The organism is Campylobacter concisus, from assembly GCF_015230035.1.
In the GTDB taxonomy this organism is placed as follows: Bacteria; Campylobacterota; Campylobacteria; order Campylobacterales; family Campylobacteraceae; genus Campylobacter_A; species Campylobacter_A concisus_BK.
Window position 1 is genome coordinate 24295 of record NZ_JAAKZD010000001.1, and the last position, 16131, is coordinate 40425.

The following is a 16131-nucleotide window of genomic DNA, read 5'->3' on the forward strand; positions in this document are numbered from 1 at the left end:
ATTTTTGCTTTGTAAATTTGAGTTTTGCTAACGACGTTTTGCGTTCTTAAATTTAAAAAAGTTAATTTTACCTGCGATTTTTGCGGTTTTCTATGCCTATCCTCTCACTATCTTCGATCTCTGCAACATAGCTTGGATTTTTCTTTTTAGCCTCTTTGTCTAAAAAGCTAATAAGCTTTGCGTCGGCATTTTGATGAGAGCAGATTAGGATTATAAAATTTATGTAGTTGCTAGCTTCTTTTGGAGCAACCTGATTTTTTTTCGCTGGTATTATAAATTTCTCTCCAAAAATTTGTATAAGCTCGAAAAGCTCGTTTTTGCTTAGAGTTTTATCACCAGCAAGTTCTTCAAGCTTTTCGATCGTGATCTCTTCTTCACTCTCAGCTTCTAGCCCTCTTGCCAAGACTTGATGATCTTTGTTTTTTAGCAAAAGATAGACTAGCGCACAAATGGCCACTATAAGCAAAAAAATAAAAAAGACTATCAAGCCTTTAAGAAGCATCTATAACCTTGTGCAAAGAGAGCGTTTCATAAATGCAAGAACGCTCATCGCTATCATAATGGCGATGCTTATCCAGACAAAATCAGGCACTGGAAGCGGATCTCCAGCTGCGTATGAGTGCATGCCAGCTAGATAGAAATTTACCCCAAAATAGGTCATTATGATCGACCAATAGGCAAAAAATGATGCAACAGCAAATGCGTATTGATTATTAAGCTTTGGTATAAATCTCATGTGAAGCACTGCCGCATAGACAAGGATCGAAACTAGTGCCCAAGTCTCCTTGCTATCCCAGCCCCAGTATCTACCCCAGCTCTCATTCGCCCAGACGCCACCTAAAAAGTTTCCAAGCGTGAGCAAGCTAAGACCTAGTATCATCGCCATCTCATTTATGCGTGTCGCTTCAGTGATATTGCGCGCGATCTCTGTATTTGGCTTTTTCTTGTTTTGCAAGATGATAAGCAGCAAAGTAAAGCCGCCAAGCAGTGAGCAAAGACCCAAAAAGCCATAACTTGCGGTTATGATAGAGACGTGGATAGTTAGCCAGTAGCTCTGAAGCACAGGCACAAGCGTCGTGATCTGCGGATCCATCCAGCTAAGGTGTGCGACAAATAGCGTAACACCAGCTAATATAGATGTAAGCGCAAGTGCGATCGGACTGCGTTTTGCAAAGATGATGCCTGAAAGTCCAAGCGCCCAAGCGATATAAACCATCGACTCGTATGCGTTACTCCAAGGTGCGTGCTCGGCGATATACCAGCGAAGTCCAAGACCTACCGTGTGCGCAAGAAAGGCTAGTAAATTTATAATATATACGGCTTTAACTATGCCATTTATCTGTACTTTTGGTGCTAGCATCTTGACAAAAACAAATAGTAAAAGCGCAAGTCCAGCCAAAAGATATATCGGCGTCAAGCGGTCAAATACTTGAAATTTATTAAATAAAATTTCTATGTCTATTTTTTTCTCACTTGGCATGACGGCAGAGCCGTATTTGTGCTGATAGGCTGAAATTTTCTCAAGCGCCGCATCCGCCTTACTCCAGTCATTATCCTTTGAGGCTGCATCAACAGCTGAGAAATACTCTCTCATCATACCAACGACTAGCTCAGCCTCTTTTGGCGAGAAGTACATCATCGCACTAGCTGGCGAATACCAAGAATTTGACGGATCATCTTGTTTTGGGAAAATTTTGAAAATTTCACCGATAAATATCATATAAAATACATTTAGTCTCTCGTCGATCTTTATCACATCTTTGTCAAAAGTATTGCGTGAGCCTGGGTGTTTGCGGTTTGCTATCTCGGCAAATTTTGTTAGTTTATACTCGCTTCCACCATCTTTTGTCGCTTTAAAAAATTCATCAAAGCTTGCGTATCTTGCATTTTCATCGACGCCTAGCTCTTTTTTTAGCTCCTTGCTTTGACCAAGTGCGATGATCTTCTCATTTCGCCAAAAATCAGGCGTTACCATTATAGAAAGCATCGCTTGGTTTGAATTTAGGCCACCTATGCTCTCGCCTCTATGAATTTTGTTTAAAACCTCTTTGCTAAGCGTATCAAATGGCTTCATCCTGCCATCTGGACTTTGCACGATAAGCCTAGCAAGCTTGTCTGCATGCTCTTTGCTGATATGCGGCAAGAAATCCTCTGCCTTTAGCGAGCTAAAATTTAAGCCTAAAAGTAAGACCGCTATGAGAGTAGCTACTTTTTTACCGCTTTTTGTTGATTCATTATCTATTAGTTTTGCGAGCTTTCTAAAGCGGCTGTTAGGATTTATGACATTTAGCAAGAAGCCAAGACCTAGCAAAAAGTAGCCGATATATGTCGGGATCTTGCCTGGGTCTTTATTGACAGAGAGGATCGTACCTTTCTCGTCAGTATCGTATGAGCTTTGGAAAAATCTATATCCATCATAATCAAGCACGTGGTTCATATAAATTCTATAGTCAAACCCAGGATCATTTGTGCCATCTTTTACCACAACCTCGCTTGAGTAGCTCATAGGAGAATTTGAGCCAGGATATCTTTTTAGCTCAAAGTCCTTTAGGTAGAGGCTAAATGGAAGTTTTATCTGCTGAGCTCCCCATGAAGCGTTAAATTTCTGTCCAGCCACAGCGATACGTGAAGGCTCCATTAGGTTGTAAAATACATGCATCTCTTTACTCTCACCTTTGTAGTTTAGCTCAGCTATCAATGCGTTAAACTCACTATCCTTTGAGCTAACTAGCTTTCTTGTGGCGTGTGCTGAGACTAGCCTTGGGGCAAAATTTATATTTGAGATAGTATATAAGCTGCCTGTGCCAAATTCATTCACGCTGCCAGCTTTTAGCTCAGTTTTTGAGCTATCTGCCATAGTAAATTTTGAAAGATCAGCATTTGAAGTAACAGTGAAATTTCCATCATTTAGTCTAAAAAGAACATATTTTTTATTTTCATCTGGTTTAGCATTAAAGATAAAGCTGATATCTCCAACCCTCGCCTCTTCTTCTTCAAGTAAAAATATCTCTTCACTTTCGCTCTCGTTTGAGACTACAAACTCAACGACAGGCTTTCCGCTATCATCATTTACAAATTTATAACTTGCATTTGGCACAAATTCTTTAAATTTTAAACTAGCCTCTCCATCTGCTGTTTTTAGTTTTAGATCAAAGCCCTTCTTTACATCAGCAAGTCCTAAGGGCATAGCCGAGCTGATCTCCTCGCCTTTGTCGTTAAGCGCTGTTAAATTTATATATGAAACCTTCGTGCTAACAACGTTTGAAGCAGTGTTTTCACGTATATGCATATCAGCTTCAAAGCCAAGGTATCTTGTGATGCCAGCACCAATTAAGATGACGATAAAACCTAAGTGAAAGATGAGCGATGGCAGTTTTTTAGGATCGATTAGATTGTATCTAAAGATGTTAAAGGCTAAATTTATACCAAGAAGTAGTTGAATGAGCGCAAACCAGCTAGCGCCATAAACATAGTACCAAGCTGCTTCGGTGCTAGTTTTGCTCTCTATTATTGTGGCGGCTCCACTAGCTACGGCAAAGATTATCATCAAAACGATAGCTGAGCCCATACTTAAAAATAATGTTTTTGGATTTAACATCTGCTTCCTTTTATTTATATTGTGGCAAAGCTACCGAAGTGAAATTTATCTTAAATAACTGCCCTGCTTTGTTTCGGTTGAAACTGGTTTATTTTCGTTTGTATCTTGATCTGCAAGTGCATCTTTGCCTTTTAGATAAGCTAATATTGCACCTAGATCATTGTTTGAGATGATCTTAGCTTGGTTTTGCATTACGTTTTTACCGCTACCACCAAAGCTTGAGTCACTTCTATAAGAGATGATACTATCTTCTATATCTTTAGCATCCATGTTTTTAAGCGGCGTTGAGCCAAACGGTCTTTTATCTGCACTTTCGCCATGGCAACTAGCGCATTGTTTTTCATAAAGCTCTTTTCCTAAAGAGACACTATATCTACCTTTTCTATCAACGCCAAATTTTAAAATCCTATTGTCTTTATAGCGTCTTGGATCTTCATCGACATAGACATTTACTTTTTCGTTTCTATCATTAGCCTGCTTTTTTGCCATCTCGGCAAGCTCTTTACCAAACTCACCACGAGCTTCTATATAATAAACCTGAGAAGCTGCAAAGGCATTTGCCACCAAAAAACACGCCAAAAAAGAAATTTTGATATTTTTCATAAGTTTCCTTGAAATTTTGCTCTAAATTTAAAAATCCCGGATCAGATTGCTCCGACCCGGGATTATATCATAAGTTGATTAACGAGCTATGAATTAGAATGAGTATTTAGCTTCAAATCTGAACTGATCTTCTTTCTTTTTGTCTTGATCAGCAAATTTTGAAGTCTTGAACGCATAGTATGAACTAAATTCTAGCTTTTTGCTATATTGATAAGCAAATCTTGGAGTGATCTCTTCAACTTTTTCTTTACCATTTTTGCCAACAGCTGCAGCATGTTTAATATGACCTTTTATGTAGTCTGCACCAACTGTAAATTTATCGAATGTATATCCAGCTGTAGCATATATTAAGTTAGCTTTACCATCAGCCCAAGTGTGATCAAGTGTAAGTTCACCAACATTTATTAGACCACCTTGGTCTTCAAAGCTGAATGATGTTACGCCTTTATCTTGGACTTTCCAACCCATATAACCTAATCTTGCGTCAAAACCAAATAGTGAAGCTGTAAGTTCGCCAGCATAGAAGTTACCATCATTGTAGTTTGCAACGCCATTAGATGCATCTATGCTTTTAGATAAAGGCGCAAATGATTTTGCATCTATATCTGCATTGCTATTTACATAGTTTATTCTACCACCTAAGCTAACATCGTCACTGATGGCAAAATTTGCAGAAACATCAGCAGCAAGAAGATCAGCTAGGTTTGTTAGACTACCATACCATAGTTGGAAGTTAATAGGATCGTATGAGCCAATAACAGCTGCAGCATATAGATTGCCAACATCATAAGCTCCAAGTGATCTTGTACCTTTTGTTATTTCGTATAAAGTGCCATTACTCTCATCTTCGTTGTCTTCGATAGCATCAAAAGCTGCTGCTGCTAAAGTAAGACCTTCAATATCTTGATTTACAACTTTAAGACCAGTAGCAACAGCATCATCGGTAAAGTATGAACCTATAACTTGTTTGCCAGCTGTTACAGTAGTGCCACCAATCTTATAACCAAGATAGAATTGATAAACATTAAAGGCTGTTGTTGTATCTGTTTTATCTGTACCTTTGCCTGCATTATCGCCTGAACCATCAGCTTTATTGTATCTTAAACCGATAACACCAAAGAAATTATCATCAATGGCGGCTTTAAAATCAGTGACCATTTTAAATCCATGACCTGCTTCATTTCTGTCTTCTGCTGGTGTTGCTGAAGCATCAGCACTCTTGTCTCTAGTATTTGTATATCTATATCTTGCAAATCCTGAAAGATCTACATTTTTTATAGCTTCTTCAAGTGGAGTAGCACTCGCTACACTTGAAAATGCGCCTAAAGCAACCAAAGCGGCTAAACTAATTTTTGTTAGTTTCATTTTTTCTCCTTTTAAGGTTTTTGTGTCGACGATTATAATCAATAAATTTTAAGATGAAGCTTAAAAAATCATAAAATTTTGTATTTTTGTTACCAATCGTTTACCGATTTTGACCAAAAAGAAGTATATTTTGATAATTTATCTTTCACAAATGAGACTTTTAAAGTGGGGATAAAAAGAAAAAGGGGCCGTTGCTTTGCCCCTTAAAAGGAGTTCTAGTTTTGATTGCTGATGAAATTATATATGCTAGCAGTAAATCAACGGTAATCTAAAAAGAAATTTTCTCCTCTTTTGGTACCTCAATATTTGTTTTTATATTTTTTCTTTTTACGACTACTTCATTTTGTGGTTTTCTTATGCCATTATATGCGCCTCTAGAGCCGCCCTCTTTTATAAGAAGCATGTCTATGAGCTTATCTGCGTAAAAAGTCGCATAGACAAGATCGCCCTTATCGTAATAATATCTGTTTGCACAAAAATTTGCTTTGTTTAGTTTGTGATTTTTCACATCGCTGGCTACTATCTCGTAGCAGTATTTCGAATCTTTATAGCTGACATCTTTTATGAAGCCTTTGATGGAGCTTTTTGCGGGCGCAGTTTTAGTAGCTTGCCTTGGTTGCTTGCGGATTGGTGGATTATCATCAAAAAATGAACATCCCAAAAACATAGTGGCTACTGCTAGAGGAAGTAAAATTTTAGCTTTCATCTTTTCTCCTTAATATAAAGAGAAAAGTATAGCTTTTAAGATTAAATAAAATTTGTGAGTTTTTAAAATTTTAGTTTTGTACTTACATTAATATATTTAAATTTCTTGGGAGAGCTCCCAAGAAATTTAGGCTGATACGTTTAAGACGTTACCACCAAGCTCGGCGATCTTTTTATCGAGCGTCTCAAGGGTCTTCTCGATAGTCTTTTGTGAAATTTCAGGTAGCTCACCGCCCCAAATTTTCTTAGCATCCTCAAAGCCCTTTGCCACGCCCTCTCTACCAGCTTTTAGCTTCTCCACATCATCACCTGCACCATTTAGCACAAAGCCGGCTATCCTATCAGCTGTATTTGCGATGCCAAAAAAGCCATTTTCACTAACTAGCTCGCTCGCCTCATCACTACTTAGCTCTCCTAGAGCTTTGCCGTTGTAGCCAATGCCTGCTAGATCAAGTCCGGCTAAAATGTCTGATAAATTTTCAGGCACACTAAAGCTTAGACCGCCTTGCGCTAGTAAATTTGAACTAGCATTTTGAGTAATATCTTTTTGATACTGCAAAAAGTAGCTATTTGATATCTCTTTTGCGCTTAAATTTGAAATCTCAGGCTGCTTTTTAGAAACCTCTTTTTCATCTTTGTGAAGTGAAATTTCTGATTTTACATTTTCTTTTACACTTGAAGTGTTGTATGAGCTTACGATTTGACTGATTTGCATATTTGGCTCCTCTAAGTTTATAAAAACTATATCGCCAAAAGGTGGAATTTATTTAGGGTAAAGCGGGAGAGCTCCCGCTGTGATTATTTACCAAGTGTTGCGTTTAGCATCCAGATGGCTTTTTCAAATTTAGCTATTTGATCTTGTGCGTACATCTGAGTTGTTGTGTCGCCTTCTGCAAGCTCATCAAGCTTTTTAAACTCACCCAAAAGGTGCTTGTAATCAGCCAAAACGATCTCTAAAACTTCAGTCGGAGTGTAGCTCTCTTTTGGCTCGTGTTTTATGTGAGCGACTTTTGCTAGCTCCTCAGCCTTGACGATAGGTCTGCCACCAAGCATAAGAGCTCTCTCAGCTGCATCATCAAAAATCTCACTCATATCCTCATAAGCTTTTTCAGTATACTCGTGGACGCTAAAAAATTGAATACCTTTTACGTTCCAGTGAAGATCATGAAATTTGATATAAAGTGCATTTGCATCAGCCTGAATTGTGTTTAACTGTAAAATAACTTTTGACATTTTGTCTCCTTCTTTATTGTTTAAATGTGATGAAATTATATTGGCTTAGAGTTAATCACTGGTTAATCAAGTAATAAATTTTATTATTCGATAGAAATTTTGACTACAAGTTAAATTTGATCTTGTAGTCAAAAGTAGAATTTTTAAATTTACTTATTTTTTATATGGCGTAGTTTTGTAGCCTTGCTCGATCAAACTACTCATACCACCATCTAAATTTATAATCTTAAGATCTGAGCTATCTATAGCTGCAGCTGCCGCTGTGCTTCTTCTGCCGCTTCTACAAACAAGAGCGATAGGCTTTTTGATATCAACCGCTTTTGAAAGCTCATCTAAAAATGCACTCTTATTACTTGGATCAAAAGTGATGGTCTTCGCACCAGCTATGATGCCAGTCTCTTGCCATTCAGATGGGGTTCTAATATCAACGATCTGATCATACTTTTTGATCTCATCTGGACTTATATTAACAGTTTTAACATCAGCTGACAACATGCAACAAACGGCTCCTAAAAGTAAAATTTTTTTCATCTATTCTCCTTAAATAAATTTTTGAAATGTTAGCATGGATTATTAAATGGATTAAATTGTATTTGAAATAGGCTAAGTGTGTGGAGAGAGGCTCTCCACATTAAATTTATTTTATAGGTGATCTTCTGGAGGTGTTGGAACTGGAAAATAAAATGTGGTAGGTGTGCTTAAATCAGCAACATTTCCTGCTTCATCAACGCTAGAAACAGCTCTTATTTCATAACCTTGGTCAAAATATGCTTTACCTTTAAAGTCTATATCCTCGGCCTTCCAGTTGCCATTTTCATCAGCTTTAACTGAGACTGTGGTAAGTAGTTTATCTGGAATATTTGAATCCCAATAAGCTGACTTCATCCAAATTTCAAGATTAACATCAGCAAATGCTTCAGCCTTACCAGTTATAGTTGGTGTCCAGTCAAGATCATTTGGGCTATTGATAAGAGTGCTATCATCTATATGACTAGTTATACTATCAGGATATCTAAACATGTGGAAATCTCTTAAATCGCCAAAGTGATCTACTTTGATGCTATCAATGCTTAGTTGATTATTTACTGTATCAATAGTCAAATCTTGCGTGCTTGTAGCTTTTAGCTCTTCGCCGTTTGCAGCTACTTTGCTAGCCTCGATAGTAAATTTATGATCTCCATCAGCTAAAGGCGAAGTTGGAGTATATGACCAGTTGCCATCATTATCAGCAGTTGTCGTGCCAAGTAGTGGTGCATTTTCACCTTCGCCATCAAATATGCTTATAGTAGCGTTTGCAGTAGCTTTACCTACTAAAGTTGGAGTGTTGTCGTTTGTGATATGTAGGCCTGTTCTTTCAGAAACATTGTGTTCTAAAATGTTATCTCCAACATCAATATGGCGACTTACTGATTCGTCTGTATTACCAGTCACTACGTTATCATCCACTGCCGTAACAGTTACTTCTAGTGGCTGTGGCAATATATTGTTATATGCATTATCTATCGCAGCCGCAAGCGTATCAAGACTAAAGCCCTCCTCGCTTGCGCCACCGCTTACATTTGTAAAGGCCTCTGCACTTGCATTTGCTTGAGAGCTTAGGTTTTCAAAATTTGCATTGATGTTTGAGTAGTGACCGCCTTGCGCAAAGCTAGCAGCACCAAGGCTAACACCATCTCCACTATTGCTACCGCCTGCTGAGGCATTACCACCAGCTGCAGTCTCTTCAAGATCAGAGATATTTTTACCATTTAGTAGTTGCTCTTGTAGCGATGCTATCTCTTTGCCAGTCTCATCGCTAGCTTTTTCATTTTCACTATTAAGAGGTTGCACCTCAACCTTTAACACCGTCTTGCTCTTTTATGACCTCATTGTCATAGATCACGTCGCCTGCTTTTAGAGTTCTTTGATTTCCATTAGCATCAACTGCGACGATGGCATCCGTGCCGATTATTGATTTGATTAGTCCTTTAACTTTACTCATAATTTTTCCCCTTTGCGTATTTTTATGTTGTCAATTATAAGTAAAAAATTTATTTTATAGCTATTGTACTTTGGTACAGTTGTGACATTTTAGAAATGTGAAGTTGTAAATTTTTGAGTTAAATTTAGTAAAAATTTGCCGTATTTTAGGGATTTAGTTTAAAATTTAAAAAGGCAAAAGTTACAAAAAATATTTTTAAATTTTATTTTTGGATTTTGTGTTTTGGAGAATTTGATATAAAAATGGTGTCCCCAGCGAGGTTCGAACTCACGACCTCAGAATTAGGAATTCTGCGCTCTATCCAGCTGAGCTATGAGGACAAATTTGCAAGTTAGTTTAAATTTTTACTCAAGTAGTTAAATTTTAAAGGGCAGATCGCTCTGCCCTATTTTGGCTAATTAGCCATTTCTCTTTTTAATAATCTCTTCACTTACGTTTTTAGGAACTTCTTCGTAGTGATCAAATTCCATAGAGTAAGTCGCACGACCTTGAGTCATTGAGCGAAGATCTGTTGAGTAGCCAAACATTTGAGCAAGTGGACAATAAGCTGCAATGATCTTAATGCCGTTTCTATCATCCATTGAATTTACTTGGCCACGGCGCTTATTAAGGTCACCGATAACATCACCCATATACTCTTCTGGAGTCTCAACTTCAACTTTCATCATAGGCTCAAGGATAACCGCACCTGCTTTTCTAGCGCCCTCTTTAAAGCCCATAGAAGCAGCAAGTTTAAATGCCATTTCAGATGAGTCAACTTCGTGGTAGCTACCATCAAAAAGCGTAACTTTAACATCTTCGACTGGATATCCAGCAAGAACACCGCTTTGAAGCGCTTCTTTACAACCTTTTTCAACAGCTGGGATGTACTCTTTTGGAACAACACCACCTTTGATGTCGTTAACAAATTCAAATCCGCTAGCAGCTGGAAGTGGCTCAATACGTAAGAATACGTGACCATATTGACCACGACCACCTGATTGTTTAGCATACTTATACTCTTGCTCAACTGCCTTACGGATAGTCTCGCGGTAAGCAACTTGTGGCTGACCAACTTCAGCGTCTACTTTAAATTCACGAAGCATACGATCAACAATGATCTCAAGGTGAAGCTCACCCATACCACTAATGATAGTTTGTCCACTCTCCTCATCAGTGCTAACTCTAAAGCTTGGATCTTCTTGAGCTAGTTTTTGAAGAGCGATCGCCATTTTTTCTTGATCTGCTTTTGTTTTTGGCTCAACCGCAACACTAATAACTGGCTCTGGGAAGTCCATTCTCTCAAGGATAACTTTGTCTTTTTCACTTGCAAGAGTATCGCCAGTTAGGGTATTTTTTAGACCAACAACGGCGCCGATTTCACCAGCGAAAAGTTCTGTAATCTCTTCACGTTTATTTGAGTGCATTTTTAGTAAGCGGCCAATTCTCTCTTTGCAGTCTTGAACTGTGTTGTAAGCGTAGCTACCACTTTCAAGGCTTCCTCTATAAACACGGATAAATGTTAGCTGTCCAACAAATGGGTCAGTCATAATCTTAAACGCAAGAGCAGCAAATTCGCCATCATCTGTACTTTCAACAGTCACTTCGGCACCATCTTCGTAAACACCATTTATCGCTGCGATCTCATCTGGAGCTGGCAAATAATCGACAACAGCATCAAGTAGAGGTTGGATACCTTTGTTCTTAAACGCAGTTCCACAAAGCATAGGCGTAATAGTCATTCTTAAGCAGCCTGCTTTAATACCTTTTTTGATCTCTTCTTCAGTTAGTTCTTCGCCTGCAAAGAATTTCTCCATCAAGCTATCGTCTGTCTCAGAAACAGCTTCGATTAGTTTTGCACGATATTCTTCAGCTTTATCTTTAACTTCAGCTGGAATTTCTTCTTCTACATAGTCAGTTGGCTTTTTCTCGTCATTCCAAACGTATGCTTTCATTCTTACAAGATCAACCACACCTTTAAAGTTATCCTCTGCACCGATAGGAATTTGAATAGGTACTGGATTTGCTTTTAATCTTTCTCTGATCTGCTCTTCAACTCTAAAGAAATTTGCACCAATTCTATCCATTTTATTAACAAAAACAATTCTTGGTACGTGATATTTATTTGCTTGTCTCCAAACAGTTTCAGACTGTGGCTGAACACCACCAACAGAACAAAATACCGCAACAGCACCGTCAAGAACACGCATAGAACGCTCAACTTCGATAGTAAAGTCAACGTGTCCCGGAGTGTCGATTAGGTTTACTTGGTAGCCCTTCCAAAACGCTGTAGTTGCAGCTGATGTAATAGTAATACCACGCTCTTTTTCTTGCTCCATCCAGTCCATAGTAGCAGCGCCATCATGAACCTCACCTATCTTATGACTCATACCAGTGAAGAACAAAATTCTCTCACTAGTAGTTGTCTTTCCAGCATCAATGTGAGCCGCAATACCGATATTTCTTACCTTATGTAAAGGCGTTTTTCTCTCTGCCATACTAATTCTTTCTTACCAGCGGTAGTGAGCAAATGCTTTATTAGCCTCTGCCATCTTGTAAGTATCTTCCTTCTTCTTGAAAGATGCACCTTTTGAATTTGCCGCATCTAAAAGCTCATTTGCTAATTTATCAACCATTGTTCTTTCGCTTCTTTTTCTAGCAAAAGTTATAAGCCAGCGGATAGCAAGAGCTTGTTGGCGAGCTGGGCGAACCTCAACTGGTACTTGATAAGTAGCGCCACCAACACGGCGTGATTTAACTTCTAAAATAGGTTTTACATTTTCGATAGCGTCGTTAAAAACGTCGATGCCTTTAACCTCAGCATTTTTCTTTTCGATAGCTTTAATAGCACCATACATTATCTCTGTAGCGACGCTTTTTTTGCCATCATACATAAGAGAATTAATAAATTTAGTGATTATTTTATTTCCGTAAATCGGATCAGGTAAAACTTCCCTTACAGGAGCTTTTCTTCTTCTCATTTTGATTTTTCCTTCAAATTTTTATGAAATTTTACTCAAACGTTTGCAAATTTAAGCAACGTCTGCGAACCTAATTTTTTACTTTTTTGGAGCAGCAGCGCCAGCTTTAGGGCGTTTTGCACCATATTTAGAACGAGAAACTGTTCTTTTTGCAACACCAGCAGTATCAAGTGCACCACGAACGATGTGATATTTAACACCTGGTAAGTCTTTAACCCTACCGCCGCGAACTAAAACGATACTGTGTTCTTGTAGGTTGTGACCTTCACCGCCGATATAGCTGATGACTTCAAAACCGCTTGTAAGCCTAACTTTGGCAACTTTCCTCAAAGCTGAGTTTGGTTTTTTAGGAGTTGTAGTATAAACCCTAGTGCAAACTCCTCTTCTTTGAGGGCACTCTTTTAACGCTGGAGATTTTGACTTAACAGTCACTTTCTTGCGTTCATTTCTGACCAATTGATTTATGGTTGGCACAATAATTCCTTTCAACTAAATTTATTAAAAAGACCTAATTTTATTTAAAAAAAGCTTAAATAACGGTTAATAAGTTAGACTTATTCATACGTTCCTTTTTTTATAAAACCGCTGTCATCTTTTAAAATTTCACCCTTTGCAACGACAAATTTAATCTCAAATTTCTCATCGATTAGCAAAATATCTGCATCGTAATTTTCTTTTATCTCGCCTTTTTTATTTTGCAAGGCCACACTTCTTGCCACGTTTGTCGTAAAATATGGCAACGCCTCTTCAATACTAAAGCCATCTTTTACAAAATTTACAAACTCTTCGTATAGGCTCTTAACGCTAGCAATGCCAATTTTTAGTAAATTTCCGTCGCCATCATAGCTAGAGTAGCTACCAAAGCCGTCTGAGCTAATGGTTATCTTATTTGTCGGTAAATTTTCTTTTTTGATACGCTTTACAGCTTCAAGTGGCGTAAGTCCTGGCATGCAGGTAAAGTCGATATAGCCGCCATCTTTTATAAATTTAAAGCTTTGTTTAAAAAGCTCCTCGTTTCTATTTACGTGCGTTGGCTGAAGTAGCGTGATCGGCATATCGTACTCATTTAGCACTTCATAGATCAAATTTAAGCCCTTTTGCCATCCCCCATGTGAAGCGTGGTATGGCCTGACTTCGAGCTGATCATACCAGCCACCCTGCCAGCGGAGACTATGTGAGCGAGCTCATCTTTGCTTACACTTGATGAGCGGTGGTCGCTTATGGCTAGTTTGGTGCCGATTATCGGATCAACAAAGACAATATCTTTTTCGATCTCGCCAGTTATGGTTGGCGTTTTAGAGCTGTATGCGCCAGTGTGAGCATAGCATGTGATGCCCTCGTCGTTTAGCGCGTGTGCTTTTGCGACTAAATTTTCAACGCTTCTTGTCGTGCTGTCAGTTCCAAGTAAGCCAACAGCCGTCGTTATGCCAGCTTCTATTAAATTTGATAGCATGATCTCAGGCACTCTAGTCTTAAAGCCGCCCTCTCCGCCGCCTCCAGTGATATGTACGTGCTTATCGATAAGGCCTGGTATAGCTGTGAAATTTGAAGCGTCGATCACCTTTACATTTGGTAAATTTGGCTCTAAATTTTCAGCTATGCAGACGATCTTGCCATTACATATAAATATATCTTTTTTACCAAGAAATTTTGGCGAGTAAATTTTGACGTTTTTTATGAGTATCATTTAGTTTCCTTGTTGATTTTAGCTATGCCGATACCTGTGAGCGCTAAAATGATAGCAAAGACAACACCCATGTAGTTTAAAATAGCCCATGGCAAATAATCTACCGTTGGCACACCAAGTGTAGCAGTCATATATGCGCCTGCCGCTGACCAAGGGATGAGTGGGACGATCACGGTGCCAGAGTCCTCAAGTGTTCTTGATAGGTTTTTGGCTGCTAAATTTTTCTCTTTATAAAAGTCTTTAAACATCTCGCCAGGGATGAGGATAGAAAGATATGAACTACCTGTGACAAATGCGACAGTTAGGCATGAGCCGATAGTCGAGATGATGACGCCTGCTGCTGATTTGACCCTTGCCATGATGGTGTGAAGCACCTTTGTAAGCATGCCAGTTTTTGAGATGATACCAGCAAAGCCCATAGCGCAGATGACTAGGATAGTGGTTGAATTTACAGAGCTCACGCCGCCTCTATTTAGAAGCTTAGTGATATCTTTTGAAAACTCCATATTAATGCCGCTCATCGTGACGTTAAAGCCAGTCATCACTGAGATAAAGCCATTTTTAAAGCTAAAATCTTGAACGATAACACCAAGAAGCACTGAAAATAGCGAAGCTATGATCATGACAGGTATAGTTGGCCACTTTAGCACCGAACCAGCCAAGACAAAAAGCACAGGCAAAAGCAAGATGATATTCCAATGAAAAATTTTATCAAGCTGACCTTGAAGCGCCAAAACCGACTCTGAAACATTTGCGCCACTACTTGCCGCCTCGCTACCAAAGAATAGATAAGCTGCTATCGCAACGATAGTTGCTGGGATAGTCGTATAAAACATATGTCTGATGTGCTCATAAAGCTCTGAGCCAGCTGCTATCGGAGCTAGGTTTGTCGTGTCTGAGAGTGGAGAGAGCTTGTCGCCAAAGTATGCTCCTGCGACTACCGCGCCAGCAGTTGCTGCTAAATTTACATCAAGACCTTGAGCTATGCCCATGATGGCGACACCGACTGTGCCTGCAGAACCCCAAGATGTGCCAGTCACGGTTGAGATGATAGCTGCGATGACAAAAGCTGTTAGGACTAGATACTGCGGACTTATAAGATCTACGCCGTAGTAGATGATCATAGGGATGGTGCCTGAAAATACCCACGAGCCAATAAGCAGACCGACTGCCCAAAGTATCATAAGTGCTGGCAATGAGCTTGAAATTTTCTCTATCACCCCTTCTTGAAGCTCGCTCCAACTATATCCTAGTCTCCAAGCGATGCCACCAGCTACGAGGGCTGCTATCAAAATGATCGGCTCAACCTTTAGCTTCATATAACCAACGCCAAGCGCAAGGCCTACGATCATGACTAAAATAGGTGTGACTGCGAGCAAAAACGAAGGCTCTTTTTTTGTCTGTTCCATCGTGTGTCCTTTAAATTTGAGATATTTTTGAATTTAAAGGCTACAAACTTAAATTGTTATAAAAAAATAAAATAAATTTAAAATTTAAATAAAATGTGTGAAAATTTAGCACATCTAATATGTGCTAAATTTAGATCAGTCTTGCTTGATAGCGTATTTGCCACTGCCAGTCGAGATGATGCAAAGTGACATAGCGATATAAAGATATATAAGCTCTGCTTTAAAGCCATTTACATTAGTTAGCTCAAGTAAATTTGATAAGCCAAAATACGAATACAAAATGACAAGACTAGAGCCAAAAACTAGGAGCGCGCCAAGCCTTGAGTAAAAACCAACGGCGATCATTATAGGGGCTAAAACCTCGCTAAGATAGGCAAAATACGCTAGAAAACTAGGTAGTCCAGCATCGACTAAAATGCTCTTTACGCCGCCGACTCCATGTAAAATTTTGCCAAAGCCGTGCATAAAAAGGCAAATTCCAAGACCTAAGCGCAGAAATAAAAGTCCAAGATCGACATTTTTCATAATATCTCCGTTACATATTTTTAGTTAGGGATTTTATTTAATATTGATTAACGACTTGTAAATTT

General features: G+C 38.8%; 17 protein-coding genes and 1 tRNA gene. All 18 read right to left on the bottom strand.

The genetic code is table 11. The annotated features are described in order from the left end of the window. Positions 1–67: 67 nt before the first annotated feature. The 18 genes from G6W41_RS00125 to G6W41_RS00205 all read right to left on the bottom strand — a co-directional run bounded on the left by G6W41_RS00125 (position 68) and on the right by G6W41_RS00205 (position 16066). Positions 68–502, bottom strand: a complete 435-nt coding sequence (locus G6W41_RS00125; RefSeq protein ID WP_148801727.1) for a fatty-acid--CoA ligase — start codon at positions 500–502, stop codon at positions 68–70. Further along, complete coding sequence (gene ccsA, locus G6W41_RS00130; RefSeq protein ID WP_194170227.1) at positions 503–3598, bottom strand: cytochrome c biogenesis protein CcsA; 3096 nt, start codon at positions 3596–3598, stop codon at positions 503–505. A 45-nt stretch (positions 3599–3643) separates the two neighbouring features. Next, positions 3644–4201 carry a c-type cytochrome gene (locus G6W41_RS00135; protein ID WP_103631261.1) on the bottom strand — a complete coding sequence of 186 codons (558 nt, stop codon included), beginning with the start codon at positions 4199–4201 and terminating at the stop codon, positions 3644–3646. Positions 4202–4294: 93 nt separating this feature from the next. Beyond that, on the bottom strand, positions 4295–5566 hold the full coding sequence (locus G6W41_RS00140) for an OprD family outer membrane porin (protein WP_194170228.1): 1272 nt from the start codon (positions 5564–5566) through the stop codon (positions 4295–4297). A gap of 268 nt (positions 5567–5834) precedes the next feature. Next, entirely contained in the window at positions 5835–6272 is a 438-nt protein-coding gene (locus G6W41_RS00145; protein ID WP_194170229.1) for a hypothetical protein, read from the bottom strand. 126 nt (positions 6273–6398) lie between these two features. Further along, positions 6399–6986, bottom strand: a complete 588-nt coding sequence (locus tag G6W41_RS00150; protein WP_194170230.1) for a hydrogenase-4 component G — start codon at positions 6984–6986, stop codon at positions 6399–6401. 83 nt (positions 6987–7069) lie between these two features. Continuing rightward, on the bottom strand, positions 7070–7504 hold the full coding sequence (locus G6W41_RS00155) for a Dps family protein (protein WP_009294499.1): 435 nt from the start codon (positions 7502–7504) through the stop codon (positions 7070–7072). 153 nt (positions 7505–7657) lie between these two features. After that, positions 7658–8035, bottom strand: a complete 378-nt coding sequence (locus G6W41_RS00160; RefSeq protein WP_103576220.1) for a rhodanese-like domain-containing protein — start codon at positions 8033–8035, stop codon at positions 7658–7660. A gap of 111 nt (positions 8036–8146) precedes the next feature. Further along, positions 8147–9349 (bottom strand): Ig-like domain-containing protein, encoded by a 1203-nt coding sequence (locus G6W41_RS00165; RefSeq protein WP_194170231.1) that lies wholly within the window; start codon positions 9347–9349, stop codon positions 8147–8149. Beyond that, positions 9336–9485 (bottom strand): hypothetical protein, encoded by a 150-nt coding sequence (locus G6W41_RS00170; RefSeq protein WP_194170232.1) that lies wholly within the window; start codon positions 9483–9485, stop codon positions 9336–9338. The genes G6W41_RS00165 and G6W41_RS00170 overlap by 14 nt, the downstream gene beginning before the upstream one ends. A 243-nt stretch (positions 9486–9728) precedes the next feature. Further along, positions 9729–9805, bottom strand: a tRNA-Arg gene (locus G6W41_RS00175). A 78-nt stretch (positions 9806–9883) separates the two neighbouring features. Further along, positions 9884–11962, bottom strand: coding sequence for an elongation factor G (gene fusA / locus G6W41_RS00180; protein WP_194170233.1), 2079 nt, complete (start codon positions 11960–11962; stop codon positions 9884–9886). Positions 11963–11974: 12 nt separating this feature from the next. Then, positions 11975–12445 (bottom strand): 30S ribosomal protein S7, encoded by a 471-nt coding sequence (rpsG, locus tag G6W41_RS00185; protein WP_002941142.1) that lies wholly within the window; start codon positions 12443–12445, stop codon positions 11975–11977. A gap of 78 nt (positions 12446–12523) precedes the next feature. Next, entirely contained in the window at positions 12524–12919 is a 396-nt protein-coding gene (rpsL, locus tag G6W41_RS00190; RefSeq protein ID WP_002941121.1) for a 30S ribosomal protein S12, read from the bottom strand. Positions 12920–12999: 80 nt separating this feature from the next. Continuing rightward, entirely contained in the window at positions 13000–13530 is a 531-nt protein-coding gene (locus tag G6W41_RS10050; protein WP_242039875.1) for an amidohydrolase family protein, read from the bottom strand. A gap of 2 nt (positions 13531–13532) precedes the next feature. After that, entirely contained in the window at positions 13533–14132 is a 600-nt protein-coding gene (locus tag G6W41_RS10055; protein ID WP_242039876.1) for an amidohydrolase family protein, read from the bottom strand. Beyond that, complete coding sequence (gene nhaC, locus G6W41_RS00200; protein ID WP_194170234.1) at positions 14129–15541, bottom strand: Na+/H+ antiporter NhaC; 1413 nt, start codon at positions 15539–15541, stop codon at positions 14129–14131. Before nhaC ends, G6W41_RS10055 begins: the two co-directional genes overlap by 4 nt. A gap of 135 nt (positions 15542–15676) precedes the next feature. Next, positions 15677–16066 (bottom strand): DoxX family protein, encoded by a 390-nt coding sequence (locus tag G6W41_RS00205; protein WP_009294512.1) that lies wholly within the window; start codon positions 16064–16066, stop codon positions 15677–15679. Positions 16067–16131: the final 65 nt, after the last annotated feature.

Bases quoted from the DNA above. Each gene is read 5' to 3' on its own strand.
- G6W41_RS00155 (WP_009294499.1), bottom strand. From the start codon at position 7,504: ATGTCAAAAGTTATTTTACAGTTAAACACAATTCAGGCTGATGCAAAT.
- G6W41_RS00160 (WP_103576220.1), bottom strand. From the start codon at position 8,035: ATGAAAAAAATTTTACTTTTAGGAGCCGTTTGTTGCATGTTGTCAGCT.
- G6W41_RS10055 (WP_242039876.1), bottom strand. From the start codon at position 14,132: ATGATACTCATAAAAAACGTCAAAATTTACTCGCCAAAATTTCTTGGT.
- rpsG (WP_002941142.1), bottom strand. From the start codon at position 12,445: ATGAGAAGAAGAAAAGCTCCTGTAAGGGAAGTTTTACCTGATCCGATT.
- G6W41_RS00170 (WP_194170232.1), bottom strand. From the start codon at position 9,485: ATGAGTAAAGTTAAAGGACTAATCAAATCAATAATCGGCACGGATGCC.
- G6W41_RS00140 (WP_194170228.1), bottom strand. From the start codon at position 5,566: ATGAAACTAACAAAAATTAGTTTAGCCGCTTTGGTTGCTTTAGGCGCA.
- G6W41_RS00150 (WP_194170230.1), bottom strand. From the start codon at position 6,986: ATGCAAATCAGTCAAATCGTAAGCTCATACAACACTTCAAGTGTAAAA.
- ccsA (WP_194170227.1), bottom strand. From the start codon at position 3,598: ATGTTAAATCCAAAAACATTATTTTTAAGTATGGGCTCAGCTATCGTT.
- G6W41_RS00205 (WP_009294512.1), bottom strand. From the start codon at position 16,066: ATGAAAAATGTCGATCTTGGACTTTTATTTCTGCGCTTAGGTCTTGGA.
- G6W41_RS00125 (WP_148801727.1), bottom strand. From the start codon at position 502: ATGCTTCTTAAAGGCTTGATAGTCTTTTTTATTTTTTTGCTTATAGTG.
- G6W41_RS00135 (WP_103631261.1), bottom strand. From the start codon at position 4,201: ATGAAAAATATCAAAATTTCTTTTTTGGCGTGTTTTTTGGTGGCAAAT.
- G6W41_RS00145 (WP_194170229.1), bottom strand. From the start codon at position 6,272: ATGAAAGCTAAAATTTTACTTCCTCTAGCAGTAGCCACTATGTTTTTG.
- fusA (WP_194170233.1), bottom strand. From the start codon at position 11,962: ATGGCAGAGAGAAAAACGCCTTTACATAAGGTAAGAAATATCGGTATT.
- nhaC (WP_194170234.1), bottom strand. From the start codon at position 15,541: ATGGAACAGACAAAAAAAGAGCCTTCGTTTTTGCTCGCAGTCACACCT.